This is a genomic window from Synergistales bacterium (assembly GCA_021736445.1).
In the GTDB taxonomy this organism is placed as follows: domain Bacteria; phylum Synergistota; class Synergistia; order Synergistales; family Aminiphilaceae; genus JAIPGA01.
Genome location: JAIPGA010000021.1, coordinates 1 through 24,947, shown reverse-complemented (window position 1 = coordinate 24,947; position 24,947 = coordinate 1). Strand labels below are relative to the sequence as shown.

Below are 24,947 nucleotides of genomic sequence, written 5' to 3'. Positions count from 1 at the left end.
CTCACCTCCGAGCATTCGTTCCTATATCAGTATACCAGCCTTGCCAAACAGGCAGAGGGAAAGATAGCATGATTGGATCATAGAAAGAGCCTCTCCGGCCTGCATCCGGAAAGGCTCCTGTGGGTCCGCCGTGGCGGAGACGTGTGGGAATCGAACCCACCGGAGACGGCTCATACCGCCCCCCACCGGGTTTGAAGCCCGGGGCACTCACCAGAGCACAACCGCCTCCATGAATCGAACACCATTGTAGCAAACCTTGCGGTCTTTGTGGGCACCCGGGTTGTTCAGCCTCTCCAATCGCATATCCCGGGGGAAAGCCGAAACGGCATGGCCAGGGTGGACCCAGCGGAAGATCCCGCCAACCACCTTCATCGCCCATAGATGGCCTCACGGCTCCTCACACTGCCGCATCCCCCTCAATCGCAGCAAACCCCCGCTCCGACAGGGATTGCAGACGTCGCCAATCCCGGATGGCTATCGTGCTGCGGCTGACCGCAATCACCCCGGTTTCCTCCAGTCGGGTCATCAGCCGCGACAGCGTCTCCGGGGTCGTGCCGATCATCCGGGAAAGCTGGTTCTGCGTACTGTCCATCTGCACGCGGCTCCAGTTCTGCTGCTTTTCCGCAAGGTAGAGGATGTAGGTGGCGATACGTGCCGGCACCTCTTTGAGTGCCAGGTTTTCCACCTGTTGGGTAAACTCGCGGAGACGCACCGACAGGGCCGCCAGCATGCCAAGCGCCAGGGTCGGCTCTTCCTTGATGTGCTGGATAAAGGATTCCCGTTCGAAAAAGAGAAGCCGCGTATCGGAGAGGGCCTCGGCATCGGCGGGATAGTCATTACCTGCGTACATGGCTACCTGGCCGAAGTTATCGCCGCGATGGCAGAAATGAAGGATGACCTCTTTCCCCTCGGAGGAGAGCCGAAAGACCTTCACCTTCCCCTCCAGGACAACATAGAAACCCTCTCCCTCATCCCCCTCCGAAAAGATGCGCTCCCCCCGACGGAACCTCCGGGGAACGGCGATCTCGGCAATGCGACACACCTGCTCGCCGGGAAGCACCGAAAAGCCGGGAAGCATTGCAAGCCCCTCCACACCACAGCGCATATCTTCATCCCCTCCGTGCTCTGCCGTATCGCCGAGGCGGAGCCAAAGCTGTCCAGCAGAGCCCCGAGACCCAGACAAGCCCTCATGCGTCTCCGTCTCATCCGGGGGAACAGAGCTGCTCCAGCGTGTGCAACAGTTCCTCCCGGTGGACGGGTTTTGTCAGATAGGCGTCCATCCCCTCCTCGAGAAAACGCTCTCTGTCTCCCGACTGGGCATAGGCTGTGACGGCAATAACCGGAACGGTAGAGACATGGCGGAATGCCTCGCTGTTTCGGATCACGGAAACCGTTTCCGGACCGTTCATTCTGGGCATCCGTATATCCATCAGAATACAATCGAAGGACGTACCGCACAGAATCTCGAGCGCCTGTTCCCCGTCCTTCGCCTCCGTGACCTTGTATCCCGACCGTTCCAGAATGCGGCACAACACCAGCCGGTTGACGGAGTCGTCCTCGACAAGGAGCACGGACAACCCTTCATTCGGGGAACACCTCTCTTCGGCTCCCCCCTCCGTCGAGGCCTCTCCCTCAGACAGGAGGAACGGGATGGTCACCTGAACGGCTGTCCCCCCGCCGGGCACGCCCTCGAACTGGATCGTTCCCGACATCAGCTCCAGAAGCCGACGCACCATCGGGAGACCCATTCCCGGCCCATGCCGATGATCCGTCAACCAGTCGCTTTCCCTTTCAGCCGTGCCACAAAGGGGCTCCCGGCACATGCCCACGCCTGTGTCCTGCACCGTAAGGCGGGCCTGGAAGAGGGGATCGCCCTCCTCGTTCTCCCCAAGCCCTCCTCCAAGATGCACATCGATCCGTCCCTGATCGGTAAACGCAAAGGCATTCTCCACCAGGATGGTGAGAACCTGTGTCACCCGGGTCTCGTCACCCACTACCTGCTCGGGGACACTGTCCTCACAGCTGCAGTGGAAGCCGAGTCCCTTCTGCTTGGCTTTTACGGTGAACAATCCTTCAATGCACTCGATCACCCACCGGAGTGAGAGGGGCTGTACCTTCAATTGGACCAATCCCGACTCGGCCCGGGCAAGGTCAAGGAGCCTGCTCAACAGATTGGTCATCCTCTCCGCTGACTGGAGCGCCACATCGACCCACTCGCTCTGCTCATCAGTGAGCTCCGTCGAGTGCAGGAGCTGAAGCATCCCCATGACACCGTTCATAGGCGTTCTGATTTCATGACTCATGCTGGAAAAGAAGCGGTTTTTCGCCTGGTTCGCCGCTTCGGCACGCCGCTGTGCCAATCGGGCCTCTTCAAGCGCCTTGCCCAGTTTTTCCTGGATCTCCTTTTCCTCTGTCACATCCTGCCGGGACTCCACATACCCTACGACATGCCCTTCGCTGTCCCGCAGAGGGCTGATCCGTATCCGGCAGACAAAAAGCGCTCCATCCTTCCGTCTGTTCAGATGATCCCCCGTATAGGGGGTTCCCTTCCGCAGGGTAGCCCCGATACGCTGCTGTAACCGACGGGCTTCCGGTTCGGCGTTGAAGATATCCGGTGTCCTGCCTCGTATCTCGGAAAAGGCGAAACCGAAGAGATCCTCCGCGGCTCTGTTCATGTAGACGATACGATGGCTGCAGTCGGTATGCACCAACGCATCCGTGGCCTGGTCAACCATCGAGATCGCCCACTCGAGCCGGAGACGCTCCTCCTGCCGCAGCCGGGGTGAACGATCCTTCATCAGGCATTGCACAAGGGATTCCTCTTCGTCGAGGAATTGCGCATTGAGCACAACGGGAACCTCCGCCCCATCTCTGCGGAGAAGCGCTGCGTCAAGGGTGTTTCGATCCTCCTGACCCGCCGCGGCAAGGGCATCGCGGTACCGCTGTGAACCGGAAGCAAAGAGAGCAAAGAAATCGATCCGGCCCACATCAGCCTGCGGAATTCCCAGCAGCTGCAGGCCGGCCTGGTTGCAAAAGAGGATTCTCCCTGCAGCCGTGTGCAGACAGAGCGCATCCGGCAACTGCTCGGCAAGCCGCCGATAGTAGGTCCCCAGAGAAGACGGTACTCCGCTCATAGACAATCACTCTCTCAGGTTCTATAGACCACACCGCTGTACCGTGCGGTCCCCCGCAACACCGCCATCACGAACTCGCCTGCAGTGAAAGCAGCTGCTGCGCGTGGGAGAGCGCTTCCCGAGAGGAGGTGTCGCCAGACAGCATGCGCGCCACCTCCACGACACGTTTCTCATCGGCGACCTCCCGCAGAATGGTACCCCCGCCCTCTTTTTCTACGGTGAAATGCTGATCGGCCAGGGCCGCTATGGTGGCTTCGTGGGTCACCAGGATCACCTGGCACCTCTGCGACAGCTCCTTCAGTTTATATCCCGCAAGCAACGCCGACTTGCCGCCCAAACCAGCCTCCACCTCGTCAAAGACAAGCACCCCCGGAAGCCGTTCGTTGGGCAGAGCCAGCTGGATCGCCAGCATGAGCCGGCTCAGTTCGCCTCCGGAGGCCATCTTCTCCACAGGAACCGGCGTGCCGGAACCGACCCGGAAGGAGAACCGGACTTCGTCGGCCCCATTGGCGCGGATACGGTCGGATTTCGCCAGTTCCACATGGAAGTTGGCCCCCTCCATGCCGAGTTCGTCGAGGATACTGTTGATCCGGGCGGCCAGATCCTCCGCGGTTCTCTCCCGACACTCCCGGAGCTGGAGGGCCAGTTCGCCGGTCTGTTTGCGCAGGGTCTGCACCGTATCTTTCCGTTCCGTGATCTCCTGGAGGCTCGACTCGAACCAGTCAAGATCGCTGCGCAGCTTGTTGGCGAACTCCACGACAGAGGCCACCGAGCTGGTCTGCAGCTCCCTCTGGAGATGCCGCACAAGCCCCCTGGCATGCTCAATCTCCTCGAGCTCCTGTTCGATCCCCTCGGTATGGATCTGCGTCGACTCCGAGGCGAGGGCCGCCGAGAGAGACTGAAAGAGATTCAACGCGGCATCGGTGTGGCGGTGCCAGCTCGATTCCCCGTTGACCCTCTGGAGCGTCCGGAGCCCTTCACAGAGGGTCTCCACGGAGGAAAGCAGACCTTCGCCGGCGAGCCCCCCGTCCAGAAGCGCGGCAAGCTCGTCGATGCGTTCCTTCCGCTCCTTCAGGCGCATCAGCCGGCGGGTCCGCTCCTCCCATTTCTGTTCGATCTCCTCGTGGAGCTCTATGGAATGAATGCGGCCCAGGATCTCATGGTAGCGCTCGTACTGCTGCTCTACCTCCGCCCGCTTCTCCCGGAGAGCGCGGAGCTTGCGCTCCTCGCCGACGGCGCGCACAAACAGCCCATGAAGGGAGTCCTTCACCTCCCGCACCGCAGCACCGCCGTAGGCATCGAGGAGTTCCCGCTGTTTCTCCGATTCAAGGAGTTCCAGCTGCGCAAACTGACTCTGTATGCCGATCAGGGCGTTCATCACCTGAGAGAGCTGATGGAGCGCCGCCGGTTTCCCCTGTAGGTAGCACTTGCCCCTGCCGTTCCGGGAAAGCACCCGACGGACAAGCAGCGTTCCCTCTTCCGGCTGGTACTCCTCCGGGATACCCTGAAGGCGGTCGGCGGAAAACACGCCCCAGGCGCTGCCTTCCTCCGAGCCGTGCCGCACAAGGGCACTCTGGGCACGGCGTCCGGCCAGAAACTCCAGGGCCCTGACAATGCTGCTCTTTCCCGTACCGCTCTCCCCAGTCAACACGATAAGCCCGTCGCCGAGCCGGAGCTCGGCCTCCCGAATGCCCCCAAGGTTGTGTACCTGCAGTTCTTCGAGCATAGTCTTCTACTCTCCCGGTGTGTTCACCTGGCTTTTTCCCCAGAGAAACTTCTCTCGCAAAAGCTCGTAGTACTCCCCGTAGTGGGGGGAGATCGTCTGCACCGTCTTCCCCGGCGAGATAAAGACCTCAAAGCGGTCTCCCGGCAGAATCTCGTAGCCCAGCTGACCATCCTGCGTCAGAATCAGTTCGCGGTGTTCGCCCAGGGGGACCAGGGTGACCGAATCATGCTCCCCCAGCACAAGGGGACGGGCATAGAGCGTATGCGGACAGATAGGGACCAGCACCAGGCAGGGAACATGGGGCGGGACAATCGGACCGCCCGCCGAAAGGGCGTAGGCGGTCGAGCCTGTGGGACTGGCCACGATCATGCCATCGGAGGGCATGGTGTTGAGATAACGGTCCCCCACGTGCACCTCAATATAGATCAGACGGGCGAAAGCGCCCTTGGTGACCACCAGATCGTTGAGTGCATAGAGCTTATGGACAAGACGGCTCTCCCGCCACACGCGCCCTTCCAGCAGATGGCGTTCCGTACAGCCGTATTTGCCTGCGATGATGTTTTCGATGTCATCTTCGACACATTGCGGGTTTCCCACTGCAAGGAAGCCCAGTCTCCCGGCATTGACCCCGAAGAGCGGGATATCATGCCCCTGTACATAGCGGGCGGCCCGGAGGAAGGTGCCGTCGCCGCCTACGACTACAGCGAAGTCGACACTCTCTTTCCACTCCTTGTCCGGTGTTTCGGGGATCCCCAGAAAGGATGCCTCGTAGGGGGGCGTGCAGAACCGCAGCTCGCGCCGCTGGCCCCACATGACAAGGCGTTTCCCAATAGCGAGGGCCTCTTTCTTTTTTGTATTGACAAGTAATCCGATATTCATCCTCGGCGTAATGCCTCCCGGATTCAGAGTTTCTCACGACACCGCCATCTGCCGGTGGGCCTGTTCCACCACCTCTTCCACCCTTTTCAGCCACTGTGAAGGAGAGGTGGAACCGCCGGCAGCATCGTGCCCAGTCTGGAGGTACAAAAGAAATTCGATATTCCCCTTCGGTCCGGTGATGGGGGAATAGGACACACCCCGAAGCACGAAGGGGAGCTGGTGTTCTATGAATTCTACCATCTCCCGGAGTACCTCCGCGTGGACCCGGCGTTCCCGGACAACCCCCCCCTTGCCGAGACGGGCGGGTCCCGCCTCGAACTGGGGTTTCACCAGGGCCACCACCCTTCCCCCTTCGGCAAGCACCGACGCCACCGCAGGGAGAATGGACCGCAGCGAGATAAACGAGACATCCACCGAGGCGAAAGCGGGGCGTACCGCGAAGCTGTGGGCATGCAGATAGCGTGCGTTGGTCCGTTCGCGGACCTCTACCCGGGGATCATTCCGTAACGACCAGGCCAGCTGGCCGTACCCCACGTCGACGGCGAACACCCTGACCGCACCGTAGTGCAGGAGCACCTCGGTGAATCCTCCCGTAGAGGCGCCCACATCGAGGCAGGTCTCCCCCTCTACGGAGAGATCGAAGGCCCTCAACCCCTTGAGGAGCTTCTGTGCACCGCGGCTGACCCACCGGTCCCCTCCCCCTTTCAACGAAAGGGACGACGCCTCCGCCACGAGTGTGCCAGCTTTATCCATCCGTTCTCCGTCAACCAGCACCTCACCGGCCATGATCAGACCTTTGGCCTTGCTGCGGGTAGGCGCCAAACCGCGCTCCACCACCAGCCAGTCAAGACGACGTCTGGTATTGTTGGTAGACATGGAGAATCTTCTCGGCAGTAAGCCCTACCTCTTCAAGCTGCCGCTGCCGTGTCCCCTGAGGGATCAGCCGGTCCGGCACGCCAAGTGTATGGACAGCCGTACTGCCCCCCTCACGCTGTACGCCGGCCCGTATCTCCTCGCCGACACCGCCGGCGAGGACCCCCTCTTCCGCGGTCACCACACATTCATGCCGCTCGATCACCGGCAGGAGGGTCTCCCAGTCAAGGGGCTTGAGGAAACGGAGGTCCACCACAGTCGGAGCCGGGAACCCGGCCTGTTCGGCACGGTCGCGCGCATCCAGCAGAATGGGTATCGTACTGCCCGCACCTATCAGAAGCCAACGCGACCCCTCCGCCAGCACCTCGGCACGCCCCCATCCCGCGGGCTCGCCATCTTCCTTTCGCGCAAGCGACACCGGCGCCTTCCCCCGGGGATAGCGCACAAACAGCGGCTGTCTGCAGTCAAGCCCCTGGGTGAAGAGATACTCCAGATCGATCTCGTCCCGCGGCGCCGCCATGGTGATGTGGGGGATCGCCCTGCACCAGGCGATATCGAAGAGACCGTGGTGCGTCTCCCCGTCCTCACCGACCAGCCCGGCACGGTCGATCGCCACCACCACGGCATTGTCCTGCATGGCGAGATCGTGGAAGAGCTGATCCATGCCTCTCTGCAGGAACGTGGAGTAGATGAAGGCATAGGGGCGGAGCCCTCCGGAGGCCAGGCCGGCCGAGAAGGTCAGCATGTGTTCCTCGGCGATACCGACATCGAAGAACCGTTCCGGATAGGCCTCGGCGAACTGGCTCAGTTTGGTACCCTCTTTCATGGCGGCCGTGCAGCAGACCACCTTCGGCGACCTCGCGGCCAGATCCGTCACCGCCTGGACCGCCGCCGCGCTCCAGCTGCGCTGCTTCCGCTCCGTCGGGGACGGCTCCCGGGGGGGGACACCGTGGAACTTGCTCGGGTTCTTCTCCGCCTCGGGGTATCCCTTGCCCTTGGTGGTCCGTACATGGACAAGAATAGGGGTGTCCACCTCCCTGGCCAGCGTGAGGACGGCCTCCATCTCCTCCACGTTGTGACCGTCAAAGGGACCCCAGTAGGTGATCCCCAGCTCTTCGAAGATGTTCGCCGGCTGGAGGAAGGTCTTGACGTGGCTTTTCACCCTGCCCAGGAGGGTCTCGATCCGCTCCCCCCTGGGCAGATACCGGCACTGCTCCTTGATCGTCTCTTTCAGCTTGCGGTAGGCGGGATTGACGCTCAGATGGCCTATGTGCTCCGAAAAGCCGCCGATCCGCTGATTGATGGACATCTCGTTGTCGTTCAGGATGATGAGCAGCCTGGTGTGGGACTGCTGGATATTGTTCAGCGCCTCCAGGGCCACGCCGTTGAGCAGCGACCCGTCACCGACGAAAGCAACCACATGATGGCTCTGCTTTCGGATATCACGGGCCTTTGCGTACCCCAGGGCCGCCGAAAGGGAGGTGCTGCTGTGCCCTACGTTGAAATGGTCGTAGGGGCTTTCGCTCTTTTTGGGATAGCCGCTGATGCCGTCCCAGGTTCGCAGTGTATGAAAACGATCCCGTCTGCCGGTGAGGATCTTGTATGCGTAGGCCTGGTGTCCCACATCGAAGACAATCCTGTCGCGCTCGAAGTCGAAAACCCGCAGCAGCGAAACCACAAGCTCCACCGCCCCGAGAGACGATGCCAGATGCCCCCCGTTCTGGATGGTCACATCGGTGATCATGGCCCGCAGCTCCTCGCAGAGTTCGGGAAGCTGTGCAGGATCCATTCCCCTCAGATCTTCCGGCTCGTTCAACTGCTCTAGATAACTCATGACAGCCTACTCCCTTTCCCGCTTTGAATCGTCCCCGTACCGGGAACTAGGTGGCCCTCTCCGCAATGGTGGTGGTCAACCGCCGGAGCATCCCCGTTCCCTCCACCCTTTCCAGGGCGCACAGCGCCTGCTCTGTCTCCTCCTGCGCCCGGCTCCGCGCGCCGTCGACCCCATAGGAGGAGACATAGGTGCGTTTGCCCTGGGTTGCGTCCTTACCCGGCGATTTCCCGAGCTCTTCGGCCGTTGCGGTAACATCGAGGATGTCGTCAACAATCTGGAAGGATGTCCCCAGATGCAATCCGTATTCCTCGATATGCTGTATATCGATTGTACCAGCTCCAGCCAGGATCGCCCCTGTCACCAGGGAGGTCTGGATGAGGGTCGCCGTCTTTTTCCGGGCGATCCCCTCCACCCCAGGGCGATCCGTTTCGTAACTCCTTCCGTCGGTATCCCATACCTGCCCGCCGCATATCCCGGCAGGCCCCGTGGCCCTGCCGAAATGGGCGATGGCCCGGACGATCCGTTCCGCAGGGATACCGCTGCCCGGCAGCTCCTCCAGAGGCAGCGTGAAGGCCTGGGTAAACAAGGCATCACCGGCCAGAAGGGCAAGACCCTCTCCAAACACCATATGGCTGGTGGGGCGCCCCCTCCGGAGGCTGTCGTCATCCATGCAGGGAAGATCGTCGTGGATCAGCGAGGCCGTATGGAGCATCTCCAGGGCCACCGCCATGGGGGACACCGACTGCCACTGGGGATGGAAGAGTTCCGCGGCGGCAAAGCAGAGCACCGGCCGGATACGCTTGCCCCCCGCCAGCAGAGAGTAGTTCATCGCCTCCCAGAGACGGCTGGGGACATCCGCCGGTTTGCGCTCCGCCCTGGCCTGCAGCTGGCCGTTCAAAAAGGTGCGCTTCTCTTCCATGTAGTGCTGCAATCCGCTGTCATGCATCGCCGTTCTCCCCGTCCCGCTCCGCACCCTCCCAGGGGAGCTCGGCGGGTTCCCCGTCCTCGTTCTCAAGCAACATGGCGACCCTCTGTTCGGACTGCTGGAGAGCGTGGCTGCACCTTCTGTACAGACGCACCCCCTCTTCAAAAAGCTCCAGGGAGCGCTCCAGCTCCATGGTATCCTCCTCAAGCTGTCCGACTATCGTCTCCAGTGTATTGAAATCCTGCGAAAACGTCACACCTATTCCACCTTTCGAAGGGTTCCTCATTGCCCTTGCGTCCGCATTGTGCTAGAATTCCCCTTGTTTTCCACACCGACAGGAAGGGAGCTGTCTGACCATGTCCAGACACTGTGATCTCTGCGGGCGCGGTCCCACAACGGGGAATAACGTCAGCCATTCGAACCGGCACACCCGGAGACGCTGGCACATCAACCTCCAGACGGTCAAGACCGATCTCGGTAACGGCGAGACCAGGAAGATGAAAGTCTGCACCAGGTGCCTGCGATCCAACAAAGTACAGAGGGCTGTGTAAAAGCAGCCCTTTTCCACCCTCATCAACCCTCCCACCAGCCGTAGAGACCCGCAACCCCCCGGCCCACCTCGATCTCAAGCAGTTCGCCGCCTCTGCCCAATGCCGGTCGGTTACTGACAGCATAGGGCTTTTTTATATCCAGCCATGTATCGGCAAGCTCCCAGAAGGTGCCCTTCAGTCGCAGGATATGGCATGAACCACCTAAAGGGAGCAGCGAGACGGCGGAAGGAAAGCGATGCCACCCTGCGGCGCATACCTGCTGCGGACCAAGAGGGATCAGCATCTCCTGCTGATCGGCATAGACCGTCACCGGCACGCCCCAGTCCCGAGCCCAGAGAGCGGAATGGACAGCGCTCGCCGTATGGTCGTACCGTCCGCCCCAGCAGCCGGTCACCATCACCATCCTGTGGGAATGGGAGGCCTCGCGCAGCGCCAGCTGCAGGTCCGTCAGGTCCTTGTCGGCGTCGACCACCAGACGGGGAACACCTGTCCGCTCCAGCCTGGCCAGGCTTCCCTGGGAGATACTGTCGGCATCGCCGATAAACCGCTCCGGGACCACACCTGCGGCGAAACAGTGCTCCGCTCCCCGATCCACCGCCCAGACCGTCATCCCTGCGGAGAGGGTCCGCAACCACTCCGTCTCCGGCGCCCTTCCCCCCGCCACAAGAAGCAGCGTCGCCTCGTCAGAAGGAGCAGGGAAGATCTCAACCTCCACCTGAGGCAGCAGAACCCTTCCTCCCCGGGAAACGCCTCGACTATCCATGTTCCTCCAGCACAGTCTGCACCTCTTCTTCCGACATCAGGAGCTCCCGCGCCTTCGATCCGGCCTGGGAACCCACGATGCCCATATCCTCCATAGCGTCTACAAGACGGGCGGCCCTGGTGAAACCGATGCGCAGCTGCCGCTGCAGCCGGCTCGCCGACGCCGTCCCCGTATTGAGCACAATCTGGACGGCCTCCTCGAACAGCGGATCGTCGATCTCCTGGGCCCCCTGACCGGGGGCTCCGTTCGTCTGGTCGGTGATGTCCGTGTATTCCGGCGCCCCGAAGAGCGATTCGAGATAGGAGATATAGGCCTGTATGGCGCTCTCGTCAATCCACGGGGACTGGCTGCGTGCCGGTTTGGGGAGGCGGGAGGTGAGAATCAGCATGTCTCCCTTCCCCAGCAGACGTTCCGCTCCGCCCACATCGAGGATCGTCCTGGAGTCGGCCTGTGTGGGGAGGCTGAAGGCCACCCGGGCGGGGATATTCGCCTTGATGAGGCCGGTGATGACATTCACCGAGGGCCGCTGCGTGGCCAGAATCAAATGGATCCCCGTAGCCCGGGCCTTCTGCGCCAGTCGGCAGATATAGTCCTCCACCTCCTTCGGCGCCGCCATCATCAGGTCGGCCAGCTCGTCCACGACGATCACGATATTGGGAAGCCGGTCCTTGGGGATGGCCTTCTCGTTGTAGGCCTGCAGATGCCGCACCCGCGCATCGGCGAAGAGGGCGTAGCGGCGCTCCATCTCGCGGACCGCCCAGGCAAGGGCCTCGACAGCCTTTTTGGACTCCACGATAGGCGGACAGAGGACGTGGGGGAGATTCTCGTAGAGCGCCATCTCCACCCGTTTGGGGTCCACAAGGATCAGGCGGAGCTCCGAAGGCCTGCGCAGATAGGTGAGACCGATCAGACAGCTGGAGATAAAGACACTCTTTCCCGATCCCGTGGTCCCCGCCACCAGAAGGTGTGGCATGTCCTCCAGAGACATGACCATCGGCCGGCCGTCCACACTCAGCCCTACAGGCAGGGGGAGCACCCCTTTTGTCTTCATGAAGAGATCGCACTCGATGATCTCCCGGAGCGACACCGTCGCCCGCTCCGGATTGGGGATCTCCACCCCCACATAGGGTTTCCCCGGGATGGGCGCCTCGATGCGCAGACTGGGGACCGCCAGAGAGACAGCCAGATCGTTGGTCAGCCCAGCGACCTTGCTGACCTTGATGCCCGGCGCCAGCTGCAGCCTGAACTGCACCACCGTCGGCCCCACCACGGTCTCCGCAAGCTCCGCCTCCAGTCCGAAATCCGCCAGCGTTTCCACGATCTGCTCCCCGTGCTGCCGCACAAGCTCTTCATTGAGCGTGTCGGAGTTGTCGCGAAAGGCCCCCAGCAGCGAGGTAGGCGGCGGGAAGCGTCCGGGTTCGATGTCCGGGGGGAGATCCAGCGCGTCCTCGGTGGCCGGCGATCCCTCCTCCAGCAACATATCCACGAGATCCTCGCCCAGGGGGTCCAGGGGCTCCCCATTCCGGCCTTCCGGCACATCGTCGCTCTCTCCCTCCGGCACAGCGCTGCCCGCGTCCCTGCGGTCCTCACTCTCCTCCCGGCCATGGTGCTCCACCACCGCGGCGACCGGCTGCTCGGCATCCTCCGCCGAGGGACGCGCGCCCCGCACACGCCGGATCAACGGAGAGGCTTCCTCCTCCGGGAAGGCCCCCTCCAGGGGTTCGCCCTTCCAGGACTCCGCGTCCCCCTCCGCGGCCGGCCGGTCCTCGCCGGGGTGCTGATCATCGGGGGATCCGGTATCCTTCCCCACTTTGCGGAGCCTTCCTTCCACTGCCCCGTACAGCGAGACCAGCGTACCGTACATGGCGGCCAGGCTCCTCCTGGTGTACTCCAGCTGGAAAAAGAGCAGCGCCATCATCGTCACCGTCACCCCGGCAAGGAGCGTTCCCAGGGGACCGATGTGCCGGAACAGAAACAGACTCAGTCGGCTGCCGAAGATCCCCGGTTCGGTCCAGGCGAATCCCAGGGAAAAGAGACCGAGATCCTGAAACCCCAGGAGGACGGAGACCGCGAGAAAGAGACAGAAGGTGCCCAGGAAGTCGCGCAGGCAGTTCCCCGTCTCGTGCCCCCCCAGTGCAGAGGAGAGGTAGTAGAGGGAGTGGATCAGAAAGAGCACCACCCCTCCACCGAGCGTACCCGTCAGAAGACGACGGACCCCCATCCCCCAGGAACCGGCCCAGGGGGTGATGAGAGCCGCCAGGAGATAGAGGGTGACGCCAAAAAAGAAGAGCAGTATAAGACTTGAAGCCAGAGGAGAAAGGGAGTGCAGGGAAAAAAGAGCCTTGATCCGTGCTATTCGCTCCCCTACGCCAGTTGGCTGTTCTTCGTATTCCTGTTTGTCCTGATCATTCCCCATAGTGGGTACAACAGCCTCCAACACAATCCTCTGTCAGCAATCGTCACGGCACGGACACGGGACATCCGGGCCTCCCGTGCCCTGTGGCTCCGAACAGCCTGCCGCTCTTACGGGCCCCATGCCCCGCTTTCGCCCGACATCGCCATACGTACGGAGGGAGGCGTGTCGCCGGGGCAGAGGACGGTGATATCTTTCAGTGGTTCCGCACCGAGCGGCCGTATCCATCCCCAGTAGGGGAAGGAGAGCTCCCGGTCCCGCTCCAGCACGAGGTCTTTCCATCGGCCCATCCGCTCCAGGATCGACGGGACGCAGGAACCACAGGGCACACCAAACAGCTCGGCTCCGTGACGGTGGAGGAGTTCCTCTTCCCGGCCCGCCGTGGTTCCATGGACGGCGATGGTATCGGGCACGGCAACCTCCACCTCCCCGGAGACACTGCCGGCGGGCGCATCGTACCGCACCCACACGGCACCACCGAGCATGATACCCTTTCCCGGCTTCAACACCAAGGAGGTCACCGAAAGCCTTTTTTTCGGGGAGAGGGCCGCAAGACAGTCTGGGCAAAGCAGGGGGAAAAGCGGGGTTCCCGACGCAAGCCCCGGGAAGTCAACCAGGGTCACCCCTCCGCCAAGACTCGTGGCGAGGGCGCCCACGGTGGTTCCCGGCAGCGCTGAAACGGTGTGGCGTTCCCGCTCCGCAAGGCTGTTCAACAGCGTGCTCTTCCCCGCATTCGGCAGACCAAGGGCCACGATCCGCTTCGCCCCGCTCCGGAGCAGGCGCTCCCGGAGCACTCCGGTCCGGAAGCCACGGCTGGCGGAACAGGCGATCACCTCAAGGCCGCCGTGGCGGGCGGCAAGCCACGCCTCCAGCTCGGCGGCCCGCCGGGCCGGATAGAGCAGATCAGCCTTGTTGAAGGCCGCCGTTACCGTAACGCCGGCATCCTCGGCCTGCCGGAGGAGCCGGGGCAGCATGTCCACCGTAAGCGGATCAATGACCACAAGGGCGGCGTCGGCCTGCCGCCATTCCTCCTCCAGAGCCCGGCGGAGCCCCGTATCACTCACCACCGGTTTATGGTACTCCTTATAGTGATGCAGCCGGAAACAGCGTTGGCAGACAGCGCCTTCCCGCTCCCGGAGCTTCTGCGGGAGATATCCCGGCTCCCCCGGCCGTTCGGACTGGAGCTCAGCCCCGCAACCGGGGCACAACGATCCATCATTGGGCATCCTCGACAGCTCCTTTCACGGCCGTTTGCGACACCGACAACGTCACCGGCTGTCTAGTTCCGGCTGTTTTTCGCCTTGATGTGCTGGTCAAAGGTCTCGGAAAAGATGTGCTCCCCCCCGGAACCCGCCACAAAGTAGAGATAGTCGTGTTCCTCCGGGTTGAGCGCCGCTTTCCAGGACGGGACGGAGGGGATACAGATCGGCCCCGGCGGGAGTCCCGCATGCAGGTAGGTGTTGTAGGCCGACGGAATCCTGAGATCCTCATTGGTGAGGCGTTTCTTTCGGATCCCCCGCTCGCCCCAGGCGTAGACCACAGTCGCACAGGACTGCAGGGGCATCCCCCTGTCGAGTCGGTTCACAAAGACCCCGGCCACCGTTTTCCGCTCCCGGTCCACCTTGGCCTCCTTCTCGACAATCGAGGCCAGTGTGGCCTTCCGCAGAAGCTCCCCGGCTTCCATCCCCTCCACAGCATCGTGAAAGTTTTCCCACCAGAGCCGGGAGGCCTCGGCGACCAGCGCATCTGCGGCGCCCCCTTCCACCGGCGGAAGCGCGTAGGTCTGAGGCAGGAGAAAGGCGATTCGGTCATCCGAACGGGTGGGCAGGATCCCCCGCAACCCCTCCGGGAAGTTGTCTTCGTCGGCCAGCGCTCCTTCCACAGCAGGCATTTTCTCTTCCTCCGGCGCGGGCATCCGCAGCCTCGCCGCAAGGGTACGCACATTCATCCCGGGGATGACGGTCGTATTCAGCACCGTCGGGTCGGCGTCCTCGATCTGCTTGGCCACCTCCCAGGGACTGCCCGAACGCAACGTATAGACACCGGGGAGCAGATGCCTGTCCAGGCCCAGCGAGACAAACCAGCGGACCAACGCCTTCTCATCGTCGACAACACCGCGTTCCCTGCACACACCGGCAATCTCCGAAGCGCTCATGCCCGCCGTGACCACACAGGTTCTGGCCTCGCCGCGGCCGAGCACAATCCGCTCCTGCCACCACTGGACAGGCAGAGCGAGGAGAGCACCGTACGCAACGACAGCAATCAGCAGTACCACAACAGCAAGAAATCGAGAGACCACAGCCTATCCCCTTTCCCCGGCTCCAAGCATTCCCTTCTACAAGAACCAGAGCGGACAGTCCCCCTGCCCGCTCATTGCTGAATCCATTATACGTTGTTGCAGCCGTTCATGCACTGTTACGGATGGGAGATGGTGCCCATAAAGGGCCTTTTGCCCCGGGTTTGCTACAACCCCCGACTCCCCGGCTTTGAGACCGGGACACCACTCGCACAGAGCGGACAGGTATCGGGCTGATAGACGGGGAACTCCAGTTCAAGCAGCGCCGCCGGCTGGTGCGGAATGCGCAGCTTCCGCCCGCGTCTGACAATACAACCGGAGCCACACCACTGGGCACCCAGCGTTTCCATATGTTCCCCCACCTCGGCAACCGATCCGCCGGTGGTCATGACATCCTCGACAACGACAAACCGCGCGCCGCCAGGCGGGTCGAAACGGCGGAGGCGCATGCCCCCCTCCTCCCGTTCGCAGAAGAGAAAGGGAACCCCCAGCGCCCGGGCCACCTCGTGGCCGATGATCAATCCACCCACCGCCGGCGCCACCACCACTTCGGGGCTGGTTTCCCGCAGCAGCCCGGCCAGCGCCCGCCCCGCCGCCTCGGCGTATGCGGGGAAGCGCAGGAACCGGGCACACTGCAGGTAGTACTCGCTGTGCAGCCCTGAGGCAAGAAGAAAGTGTCCCCTCTGCAGCGCCCCGGACTCCTCCAGCTGTTCGTAGAGCGTCGACTCCATCTCATTCATGTTCCCGCGCGCCTCCTGTCTCCTCCACGATGGATTCCACCACGGCGGCAGGGTCCGCGGCCTCCCGTATCGGCCTCCCCACCACCAGGTAGTCCGCTCCGTCACCATAGGCCTGCGCCGGTGTCGCCGTACGCCGCTGGTCGTCCCCGGCATTGTCGCGGGGTCTGATCCCCGGGACCACCCGGGCGAGCCCCAGCTCACCCCTGCCGGGGAGGAACCGGAGTTCCCGGGGAGAACAGACCAGCCCGTCCAGCCCCTCCCGGGCGCACAGCCGGGCCCGGTGGACCACCAGTTCCTCCATCGACGGCACACCCGGGGAGACCTCCTGCAGCATGGCGTCGTTGAAGCTTGTCAGGACGCTCACCCCAAAGAGCAGCATGTCGGGGCAGTGGGCGTCCCGGGCCGCCACGGCCCGTCGGAGCATGGCCGCCCCGCCGGAGGCGTGGAGCGTGAGCGACCAGGGAGGGGCTTCGCCCAGCGACTCCACGGCCAGCGCCACGGTGTTGGGGATATCGTGCAGCTTGAGATCCAGGAAGACGGAAAAGCCCATCCCCTGCACCCTCCGCACCACGTCGATACCGCCCCGCAGAAAGAGAGCGGGGCCTATCTTGACATACCGGAGCACACCGGCAAGCGGCTCGAGAAAGGCCAGAGCCTCCTCGGGCACGGTGATATCCAGCGCCAGGATCACCGGGTTTCTCTCGCGAACATACGCCATCGTCGGCCTCTCCTTCCTTTCATTGACCGCAGCGGGCCTTCCCGACCAGCCGGGTGAGGTCGCGGTATCCCCGCGCCTCCATATGATCGTCCAGCCCTTCACAGAGCCTTCGGGGCGCTGTGAGGTCCGAGCAGAGCGCCGTGCCCACCTCCACCGCCGACGCACCGGCCAGCAGCATGGCGGCCAGATCCCGCCAGTCGGCGACGCCCCCGCAGGCCACCACGGGAAGGAGGTCGCAGGCCGCCGCCTCCCAGACCGCCCGCAGCGCGAGGGGGAAGACCGCCGGACCGGAGAGCCCCGCGAAGGTCCGCCGGAAGGCCGGCCGCTCCTGCTCCACATCCATGGCCATCCCCAGCCAGGTATTGGCCACCACCACCGCGTCGCCACCGGCACGCGCCGCGGCTTCCACGGCATTGCCGATGGAGGCGGCCTGGGGACTGATCTTGACCCAGAGCGCCCCCGGCCAGCCGGCGCGCGCCAGGGATGTGGCTTCGTGGATACCCTCCAGTGAGCCGCCCCAGCTGAGTCCCCCCCTGTCCACATTGGGGCAGGAGAGGTTCAGCTCCACCGTCGCCAGCCGCTCCCCAAAGGGGCGGAGCCGTTCCAGCATCCAGGGGATCTCCTCTGCCGAAGCCGGCGCGATGTTCGCCACAAGGGGTACGCCCCCGGCCAGCATGGAAGGCAGGGCATCGGCACAGAACCGCTCCATACCCGGATTCTGGAGACCGATACTGTTCAGCATCCCGCAGGGGGTCTCCCAGATCCGGTGTCCGCTGTTGCCTTCACGGGGCGCGGCCGTGATCCCCTTGGTACAGATCGCGCCGACGCCCTCCAGCGCCTGGCCGCACCACTCGTCGGTGTCCAGCGGCCAGACACCGGAGGCGATCACCACCGGCGTGGGCAGCGCCACATCCCCCACCCGGCATGCCAGTCTATCCCAGTTCATCCCACAGGATCTCCTCTCCCGCAAAAACCGGCCCGTCGGTGCAGGCCCGCCGCATCCCCCCGGTGGTCGGCACGGCACAGCCGAGACAGCCGCCGTAGCCGCAGGCCATCCTGGCTTCCATGGAGACAAAGCACCGCACGCCGGAAGGCACCGAACGGCAGAGCGCACGGAGCATCCCCGGCGGGCCGCAGGCCCAGACCTCCTCGACATCCGTCGGCAGCTCCTCCAGCGGCGTGCCCTCGCTTCCTATGCTGCCGTCTTCCGACCACAGCTCGAGCCAGGGGAATTCCCCCTGCAGATGCCGCCCGAAGGGGATCCACCGGTGGTCCGGAAGGCCCAGACGAAAGCGGTGGGCCATCCCCCCCCAACTGAGCAGCTGCGAGGCGACCCGCAGCGGCGCCCCCCCCACCCCTCCGCCCAGCAGCAGGAGCCGTCCCCGGGGTTCCCCGGGGAAGCCCCTTCCCAGGGGGCCCCGCAGCTGCACCGAAGCCCCCCGGGGAAGGGAGGCGAGGATGGAGGTCCCCCGTCCCACCGCCTGCACAAGCAGATGGACCGTCTCCCCCGCAGTACCGGCGATGGCCAGGGGTCTCCCCAGCAGGGGATCCCGGCCCGGCAGCGGTCGCAGAAGGAGGAACCGGCCGGGAAGCGCTCCTTCGGCGATCCACGGAGCCCTGACCTCCATCGCCCAGGTGTCCTCCGTGAGGGGACGGATCGCTTCGACCACACCCGTCCCCTCGATGGACCCGCAGCGCATTACCTGCCCGCCTCCAGCCCTGCGATGCCGCAGCCGGAGAGCGTCTTCCCCTCGAGGATGGCCGCCACAGGCCATCCCTGCAGCGATCTCCCCGCATAGGGCGTGATGGCCGCCTTGCTGTACCACTGTCTGGTGTCCACCGTGCGACTCCTGTGGAGGTCCAGCACGGTGAGGGTGGCGGGTTTCCCCTCTTCCACGGCTCCGAAGGCCCTGCCGTATTCGCCGAGTATCCCCGCCGGTCCTGCAGACCACCTGGCCAGCAGCTGGTGGAGCGCCACGCCCCGGGGATTGCGCTGCCAGGCATCCAGGACAGCCGCCACGGCGCACTCGTAGGAGGCGATCCCGAAGGGGGCGTCCTGGAAGGGGACATCCTTCTCCTCCACCCGGTAGGGGGCGTGGTCCGTACCGATCGCGTCCACCGTGCCGTCGGCGATGCCCTCCCAGAGGGCCCTGACGTCGGCCTCGCTCCGGAGGGGCGGGTTCACCTTGTAGGCGGCGTTGAAATGGCTCTCCAGGACATCCTCCTCGGAGAGCACCAGATGGTGCGGGGTGACATCGCAGGTCACCGCCACCCCCTCCTTCTTGGCCCGGCGGATCATCTCCAGGGCTCTCCCCAGACTGACATGGGTGAGATGGATGGGGACCCCTGTCTCCCGGCTCAGTTCCAGAGACCGGATCACCCCAAGGGTCTCGCCGGAGTGGGGGAAGCCCTTCATCCCGCTGATGGCGGAGCAGCGGCCCTCGTTGACCTCGCCGTCCCTGGTGAGCTCCGGTTCCTCGGGATGTTCCATGATCCGCACCCCCAGATCCCGCGCGTAGAGCAGGGCCGTGCGCATCAGATGGTGGGTCCTGACGGGGGAGCCGTCGTCGGTAAAGAGCACCGCCCCGGATTCCACCATCCGGGCCATCTCGGTGAGCTCCACCCCCGCACGGCCCTTGGTCACCGCCCCCGCCGGGCGGACCACCGCTCCGTTTTCGGGGTATCGCTTGCCGGCCACATACTCCACCTGCACCTGGGCGTCCAGCGGCGGGTCGGTGTTGGGCATGGCCACCGCCGTCACATAGCCCCCCGCCGCCGCCGCCCGGGAACCGGAGAGCAGATCCTCCCGCCAGGTCTGGCCGGGGTCGCGGAAGTGGCCGTGGATATCGATAAAGCCCGGGGCCACCAGCATCCCCTGCAGATCGACACGCTCCTCCCCCCGGGGCGCATCCAGCTCCTTCCCGATGGCCGCCACCTTTCCGTCCCGCACATGGATATCCACGGTCTCGTCGGTGACCGTTCTTCCGTCGAAGAGATAGACCTTCTGCAGCAGCATTATTCGACACTCCCCCCCAGGCAGAGATAGAGCAGAGCCATACGCACGGCCACACCGCTGCGCACCTGCTTGAGGATCAGACTCTGCGAGGAATCGGCCACCTCCGACGCGATCTCCACGCCGCGGTTGATCGGCCCCGGGTGCATCACAAAGGCATCGCTCCTGGCGTGCCCGAGCAGCTCCCCGTGGGCCCCGTACCGGCGGTGGTACTCGTCTTCCGTAGGCAGCAGTCCTTCGTCCTGCCGCTCCCGCTGCAGGCGCAGCAGATAGACCGCGTCGGCGCCCTCCACGGCCTTCCTGGGATCGGGTTCATAGTGGGCGTCCAGCGCCCCGATATCCAGGGGCATCAGCGTCCCCGGACCGGAGAGCACCACCTCGGCGCCCAGGGCCTGGAAGGCGGTGATATCGCTGCGCACCACCCGGCTGTGGAGCACGTCGCCCACGATGGCCACCTTCTTCCCGTCCAGATCGCCCACCTCCTTCCAGAGGGTGTAGACATCCAGCAGCGCCTGGGTGGGATGGGCGTGGGCGCCGTCGCCGGCGTTGAAGACCGCCGCGTGGAAGAGCTTGTCGCGGAGATACCAGGGCGTGCCCACCCGGGAGTGGCGCACCACCACGGCGTCGGCCCCCATGGCCTCCAGCGTCCAGGCCGTATCGACAAGGCTTTCGCCCTTCTTGACGCTGGAACCGGAAGCCGACCAGTTGACCACATCGGCGCCGAGGAACTTCTCGGCCAGCTCGAAGGAGGCCCTGGTCCGCGTGGAGGGCTCGAAAAAGAGATTGACGATCATCCTCCCCCGCAGAGCGGGCACCTTCTTGATCGGCCGGTCCAGGAGCTCCTCCATGTAGGTGGACTGGTCCATCAGAAGCTCCAGGTCCGCCCGGCTCAGCACGTCCACATCAAGCAGGTTCCTGTGGGTCCAGGCCATTCCTTACTCCTCCTCCCATTCGGCGATCCAGACCTCGTCGGTGCCGTCCACCTCTTCGACGTGCACCTCCACCAGCTCCGACGACGCGGTGGGCAGGTTCTTCCCCACATAGTCCGCATGGATGGGGAGCTCCCGGTGCCCCCGGTCCACCAGGACCGCAAGCTGGATGGACCCGGGACGTCCCAGGTCGACCAGCGCATCCAGCGCGGCTCGGGCGGTGCGCCCCGTGTAGAGCACATCGTCCACCAGCACAATCCGCTGCCCCGTCAGATCGAAGGGCACATCGGTGCTCCGCAGCAGCGGCTGGGGATAGCGGAGGGTGAGGTCGTCCCGGTAGAGCGTGATATCCAGCTTGCCGATGGGCAGCTCCCGGCCCTCGAACTGGTGCAGGAACCGCCCCAGACGCTGCACCAGCGGGATGCCGCGCCGCTGGATCCCCACAAGCTGGACGTCGTCGAGCCCCTTGTTCCGTTCCACGATCTCGTGGGCCATCCGCTTCAGCGAACGCTCCATCTCTTCCTTTGTCATCACCTGGTTTTTCACATGCCACACCATCAGCGACACCTCCAAGACAAAAAAAAGGCCAATCCCCGCACTGGAGGTTGGCCTTCATCTATCGTCATTTGTACGCACGTATGTCTCTCTCTGGATGGGTGTCATCCCGTCCTCCCTTCTGGACCTCGCCGGATCCAATTAAAGGTCGCTCCGATTCGCTGGGGACCATAGCACATCTCCCCGCCCCTGGCAAGGATCGTTTTGTAAAAAGCGGCGCTACCAGACCCAGTTGCGCAGATGCCAGGTCCGCTGGATCAGGACATAGCGGTAGTAGGGATCCGGCGGGGCGCCCCAGCCCGGCACCGTGGTGGACACGGCTCTGTCGTGCCTGGTGCCGGCTCTGGCGAGCACCTTCACGGTGACCAGCGCCGGGTCACGGCCGAAAGAGATATCCCAGCTGGCGATCCCGCGGACCCGCGGTTGCCGGGGCGGCACCACACCGATCTCCTCGTTTTTGTAGTCCCTCGTATAGAAGATATCCTCCGAGGGGGAGACCCAGGCCTCCAGACCGCGGAGCTGGTAGAGATCGGAGTTGAGGTTGATCCTGTCGACCCTGTCAGGCTGGTACTTCCCGTACAGCCTACCCAGGCCGGGATCATAGCCGGTGCGATAGAGGACGATATCGCTCCCCACCAGCGACAGCCATTGGGTATAGTCACCCACCTCCGTCGCTGGCGGAAGGGAATCCCCCTCGTCGGTGGAGAGATCCAGGGAGCACAGCGCGGTGTCGGGGGAAATCGCACAGGGCGAGACCACGCCCAGTTCCGTGTCGATCCCGTAGAGCACGTACAGGCGCTCACCGCCCTCGTCGACCGAGAAGGGCGTACCCCAGGACCGGTAGGCCGGTTTGGTATCGAAGGACAGCATTTTGGCATAGTCACTGGAGTCGCCGGGCATCCCCAGACCGGCGTGCTGGACCGGCCGGTCAAGCAGGAGGACCACCATCTGCCCACGCTGGGCGGCCTCCACCAGATCCCTGCTCTGGGTAGCCTGCTGGGTAAACATGAAAAGCAGCGACACCACCGCCGCCATGATCAGCCCGCCGATGAGCATGGTGATGATCAGCTCGACCAGCGTGAACCCCTCTGCGGAATCCTTGAGGCCCCGGCGAATCCGCCTCATGACCCGCCTCCGCTGTCTTCGGAGACCACCACGGTTCTGGTACGGCGGAGGACATTGTTGCCCCCCGGCCTGGTGCCGCTCCAGGTGAGCTGCACCGTGAGCGCCTCGTCATCGCTGACGCGGTCGAAACTCAATCTCCCGGCCGGGAGCTCCGCAATGGGGAAGGTATGCTGGTCAACGTCGAGGGAAACCAGGGAGTACCGCACCAGATAGGCGTTGACGATGCTCCCCGCCTGCTCCCGCTGGATCAGCCCCTTGGTGAGATAGGCCACCATGGTCGGCGTCAGGGCGAGCGCCGAGAGGGCGATCCCCACCAGTACCAGCGATATGATCACCTCGACGAGTCCGAAGCCGCCTCTGTTTCTCATCATCCTCTGCTCCCGGTTTCCGTCGGTATGTCAGGACCACCCGCTCTAAGCGGGTGGTCCTGGTCGATGCGTTACTTTGGCCCAGTCGTTCCCGGCACCCATGGTCATTATGACAACGACAACAAGGAGCCTGGTATAGCTTGGATTCATTGTTCAATAAACAAAAAACAAAACGCCGGATAAAGGAATCCCTGCTCTATCTTAATTTCATCCAAACAGCTGTATCTCCTTCCGCATAACTATTTGGGGTTGAAAGATCTGTCCCACCGTTAGTTCCATAGAGTCCATTATCCTCTGCCATATCCTTTAGATAGTTATCAACTTCGCCATTAGTGTCTATACCCAAATAGCCCACATAATCATTAGAGTCAGATATTGCATAGACATCACTTGATATTGATTGATCAACATAGCGATCCAACGAAGCTATATCTGAATTCGTTGGCCAGGCATCATCGTCTGCATACACCATAATCGCCGCGGCCTTCAGATTCCGCAAATCACTGACGATCTTCGTCGCCGTGGCGCGGTCCGTTCCCGATCCCATTGTCAGCATCAGCATGCTGGAGAGGATCCCGATAATCACGATCACCACCAGCAGTTCCACCAGTGTAAAGGCGCTCCGCCGTTTCATCATCTTTTTTCTCATTTTGAGTCCTCCTTCTCGGCATTGTTCAGACTTCTTACCCAAGTCATCTACATCCTAAATCCCTCATGGCGATGGTACGACTATACCACAAGGGTTTCAGATATGCCAGTACTGCGCTCATACCATCTAGTTCACATACTGCTGGATCGCCGAGAGGATGGGCGTGAAGATGGAGAGGGCCACGATCCCGACAACGCCCCCTACGAGCAGGAGGAGGAAGGGCTCCAGGATCGAGGTGAGGTTGTTGATCTTCTCGTCAAGCTCGCCTTCGAACCAGTCGGCCGACCGGTCCAGCATTTCCTCCAGCTGTCCCGTCTGCTCGCCTACGGTGATCATGTGGGCGATCATGGGGGGGAATTCCTTCATCTCGCTTGCGGTCTCCCCGAGGCTCCCTCCGGCTTTGGCGGAGCGCTGGAGCTGGATGTAGGCATGGCCGATCCGCTCGTTGTTAGCCACACCGGCGGTCATCTCCAGGGCACTGAGGATGGGGACACCGGAACGGAGCAGCGTGGAGAGCGTCCTCGACGCCCGGGTGAGGGCGGATTTCCGGAGGATGTCGCCGAAGATCGGCAGCATGAGCTTGAACCGGTCCATGTAGGGTTTGGTCCTGGGGAGGCGGCTCAGCAGGATCAGCAACCCGATGACGCCGACAAAGATGAGCAGCGCCACATACCAGTACCGCTGCAGCAGCTCGGCCATGGAGAACAGAAACCGGGTGATCCCGGGGAGGTTGATGTTCATCTGCCGGAACAGAACCTGGAACCTGGGGACAATGACGGCCACAACGACGTACAGAGCGCCGATGGCAAAGAGGGTGACCACCGCAGGGTAGGAAACCGCCGAGAGGATCTTCCTCCGCAGGGCATCCTGCTTTTCCAGAAAGCTGGCGAGCCGCTCCAGCGTCACGTCGAGCATCCCCGATTCCTCCCCGGCCTGCACCATCGCCACGATCAGCGTCGTGAACTCGGAGCGTCCGCGCATGGCTCCCGCCATGCTGTTTCCCGTGTCCAGCTGGCGCTTGACCTCGCGGATCGCCCGGATCAACCGCTTGTTCTTGGTCTGTCCCTGGAGGATGTCGAGGCTGGAGGTCAGGGTCAGACCGGAGGCAAGCATCGTGGAGAGCTGCCGGAAGAAGATCGCCTTGTCCTTGATGCTGATCGTGGAGATCTCCTGCAGCTTCCGGCCCAGCGACTGCAGCCTCTCCGTAAAGGAGAGCTTCTCTGCCGAGCTTCCGGTCGCCGCCCCCTTCGATGTCGTTTCTATAGTGATCGGCAGCAACGAATTGGCACGGAGCCAATCGGCCACCTCCTGCCGGGTGCGGGCTTCCTGCTTGCCGCGCACCACGTCGCCGTTCCCTCTCCTGGCCTTGTAGGCAAAATGCATTGTCGCTCACCTCGTTCCTGGAACACTTATACCATATCGAAGACAAGACGTTCCAGGTCTTTGGGTTCGTAGG

General features: G+C 63.3%; 24 protein-coding genes and 1 tRNA gene. 1 reads left to right on the top strand and 24 read right to left on the bottom strand.

The features are described 5' to 3' along the window. Positions 1-131 precede the first annotated feature (131 nt). From K9L28_05130 to xseB, 9 genes are all read right to left on the bottom strand, one after another. Positions 132-229, bottom strand: a tRNA-Sec gene (locus tag K9L28_05130). Positions 230-397: 168 nt separating this feature from the next. After that, positions 398-1,105, bottom strand: coding sequence for a Crp/Fnr family transcriptional regulator (locus K9L28_05125; protein ID MCF7935705.1), 708 nt, complete (start codon positions 1,103-1,105; stop codon positions 398-400). Positions 1,106-1,202: 97 nt separating this feature from the next. Continuing rightward, the gene (locus tag K9L28_05120) at positions 1,203-3,134 is read right to left on the bottom strand and encodes a PAS domain S-box protein (GenBank protein ID MCF7935704.1); all 1,932 of its coding nucleotides are present in this window, start codon (positions 3,132-3,134) and stop codon (positions 1,203-1,205) included. A 67-nt stretch (positions 3,135-3,201) separates the two neighbouring features. After that, on the bottom strand, positions 3,202-4,860 hold the full coding sequence (locus tag K9L28_05115) for an AAA family ATPase (GenBank protein MCF7935703.1): 1,659 nt from the start codon (positions 4,858-4,860) through the stop codon (positions 3,202-3,204). A gap of 6 nt (positions 4,861-4,866) precedes the next feature. Next, the gene (locus K9L28_05110; protein ID MCF7935702.1) at positions 4,867-5,739 is read right to left on the bottom strand and encodes an NAD(+)/NADH kinase; all 873 of its coding nucleotides are present in this window, start codon (positions 5,737-5,739) and stop codon (positions 4,867-4,869) included. 33 nt (positions 5,740-5,772) lie between these two features. After that, entirely contained in the window at positions 5,773-6,615 is an 843-nt protein-coding gene (locus K9L28_05105; protein MCF7935701.1) for a TlyA family RNA methyltransferase, read from the bottom strand. Continuing rightward, entirely contained in the window at positions 6,584-8,446 is a 1,863-nt protein-coding gene (dxs, locus tag K9L28_05100; protein MCF7935700.1) for a 1-deoxy-D-xylulose-5-phosphate synthase, read from the bottom strand. Before dxs ends, K9L28_05105 begins: the two co-directional genes overlap by 32 nt. Before the next feature lie 46 nt (positions 8,447-8,492). Further along, positions 8,493-9,392, bottom strand: a complete 900-nt coding sequence (locus tag K9L28_05095) for a polyprenyl synthetase family protein (GenBank protein MCF7935699.1) — start codon at positions 9,390-9,392, stop codon at positions 8,493-8,495. Then, a complete protein-coding gene (gene xseB / locus K9L28_05090; GenBank protein ID MCF7935698.1) occupies positions 9,385-9,627 on the bottom strand; it encodes an exodeoxyribonuclease VII small subunit in 243 nt (80 codons plus the stop codon). The genes K9L28_05095 and xseB overlap by 8 nt, the downstream gene beginning before the upstream one ends. A gap of 100 nt (positions 9,628-9,727) precedes the next feature. On the opposite strand from xseB, the gene rpmB reads away from it, so the two are divergent. After that, a complete protein-coding gene (rpmB, locus tag K9L28_05085) occupies positions 9,728-9,922 on the top strand; it encodes a 50S ribosomal protein L28 (GenBank protein MCF7935697.1) in 195 nt (64 codons plus the stop codon). 22 nt (positions 9,923-9,944) lie between these two features. Here the strand turns inward: rpmB and K9L28_05080 are convergent, their stop codons facing one another. From K9L28_05080 to K9L28_05010, 15 genes are all read right to left on the bottom strand, one after another. Continuing rightward, positions 9,945-10,685 carry a thiamine diphosphokinase gene (locus K9L28_05080; protein ID MCF7935696.1) on the bottom strand — a complete coding sequence of 247 codons (741 nt, stop codon included), beginning with the start codon at positions 10,683-10,685 and terminating at the stop codon, positions 9,945-9,947. Further along, positions 10,678-12,906, bottom strand: a complete 2,229-nt coding sequence (locus tag K9L28_05075; protein ID MCF7935695.1) for a DNA translocase FtsK — start codon at positions 12,904-12,906, stop codon at positions 10,678-10,680. Before K9L28_05075 ends, K9L28_05080 begins: the two co-directional genes overlap by 8 nt. A 302-nt stretch (positions 12,907-13,208) precedes the next feature. After that, entirely contained in the window at positions 13,209-14,324 is a 1,116-nt protein-coding gene (locus tag K9L28_05070; GenBank protein ID MCF7935694.1) for a 50S ribosome-binding GTPase, read from the bottom strand. 53 nt (positions 14,325-14,377) lie between these two features. Then, on the bottom strand, positions 14,378-15,373 hold the full coding sequence (gene mltG, locus K9L28_05065) for an endolytic transglycosylase MltG (protein MCF7935693.1): 996 nt from the start codon (positions 15,371-15,373) through the stop codon (positions 14,378-14,380). 188 nt (positions 15,374-15,561) lie between these two features. Beyond that, positions 15,562-16,134: an orotate phosphoribosyltransferase gene (gene pyrE, locus K9L28_05060; GenBank protein ID MCF7935692.1), complete on the bottom strand. Its 573-nt coding sequence runs from the start codon at positions 16,132-16,134 to the stop codon at positions 15,562-15,564. Then, the gene (gene pyrF / locus K9L28_05055; GenBank protein MCF7935691.1) at positions 16,127-16,852 is read right to left on the bottom strand and encodes an orotidine-5'-phosphate decarboxylase; all 726 of its coding nucleotides are present in this window, start codon (positions 16,850-16,852) and stop codon (positions 16,127-16,129) included. Before pyrF ends, pyrE begins: the two co-directional genes overlap by 8 nt. Positions 16,853-16,871: 19 nt before the next feature. Further along, on the bottom strand, positions 16,872-17,798 hold the full coding sequence (locus K9L28_05050; GenBank protein ID MCF7935690.1) for a nitronate monooxygenase: 927 nt from the start codon (positions 17,796-17,798) through the stop codon (positions 16,872-16,874). Further along, positions 17,785-18,552 carry a dihydroorotate dehydrogenase gene (locus K9L28_05045; GenBank protein MCF7935689.1) on the bottom strand — a complete coding sequence of 256 codons (768 nt, stop codon included), beginning with the start codon at positions 18,550-18,552 and terminating at the stop codon, positions 17,785-17,787. Before K9L28_05045 ends, K9L28_05050 begins: the two co-directional genes overlap by 14 nt. Then, on the bottom strand, positions 18,552-19,868 hold the full coding sequence (locus K9L28_05040; protein MCF7935688.1) for a dihydroorotase: 1,317 nt from the start codon (positions 19,866-19,868) through the stop codon (positions 18,552-18,554). The genes K9L28_05045 and K9L28_05040 overlap by 1 nt, the downstream gene beginning before the upstream one ends. Beyond that, positions 19,868-20,797: an aspartate carbamoyltransferase catalytic subunit gene (locus K9L28_05035; protein MCF7935687.1), complete on the bottom strand. Its 930-nt coding sequence runs from the start codon at positions 20,795-20,797 to the stop codon at positions 19,868-19,870. Before K9L28_05035 ends, K9L28_05040 begins: the two co-directional genes overlap by 1 nt. Before the next feature lie 3 nt (positions 20,798-20,800). Further along, entirely contained in the window at positions 20,801-21,352 is a 552-nt protein-coding gene (gene pyrR / locus K9L28_05030; GenBank protein ID MCF7935686.1) for a bifunctional pyr operon transcriptional regulator/uracil phosphoribosyltransferase PyrR, read from the bottom strand. 216 nt (positions 21,353-21,568) lie between these two features. Continuing rightward, positions 21,569-22,474 (bottom strand): prepilin-type N-terminal cleavage/methylation domain-containing protein, encoded by a 906-nt coding sequence (locus K9L28_05025; GenBank protein ID MCF7935685.1) that lies wholly within the window; start codon positions 22,472-22,474, stop codon positions 21,569-21,571. Then, complete coding sequence (locus K9L28_05020; protein ID MCF7935684.1) at positions 22,471-22,845, bottom strand: type II secretion system GspH family protein; 375 nt, start codon at positions 22,843-22,845, stop codon at positions 22,471-22,473. The genes K9L28_05025 and K9L28_05020 overlap by 4 nt, the downstream gene beginning before the upstream one ends. A 193-nt stretch (positions 22,846-23,038) precedes the next feature. Further along, positions 23,039-23,491, bottom strand: coding sequence for a type II secretion system GspH family protein (locus K9L28_05015; GenBank protein ID MCF7935683.1), 453 nt, complete (start codon positions 23,489-23,491; stop codon positions 23,039-23,041). A 126-nt stretch (positions 23,492-23,617) separates the two neighbouring features. Next, complete coding sequence (locus tag K9L28_05010; GenBank protein MCF7935682.1) at positions 23,618-24,874, bottom strand: type II secretion system F family protein; 1,257 nt, start codon at positions 24,872-24,874, stop codon at positions 23,618-23,620. Positions 24,875-24,947: the final 73 nt, after the last annotated feature.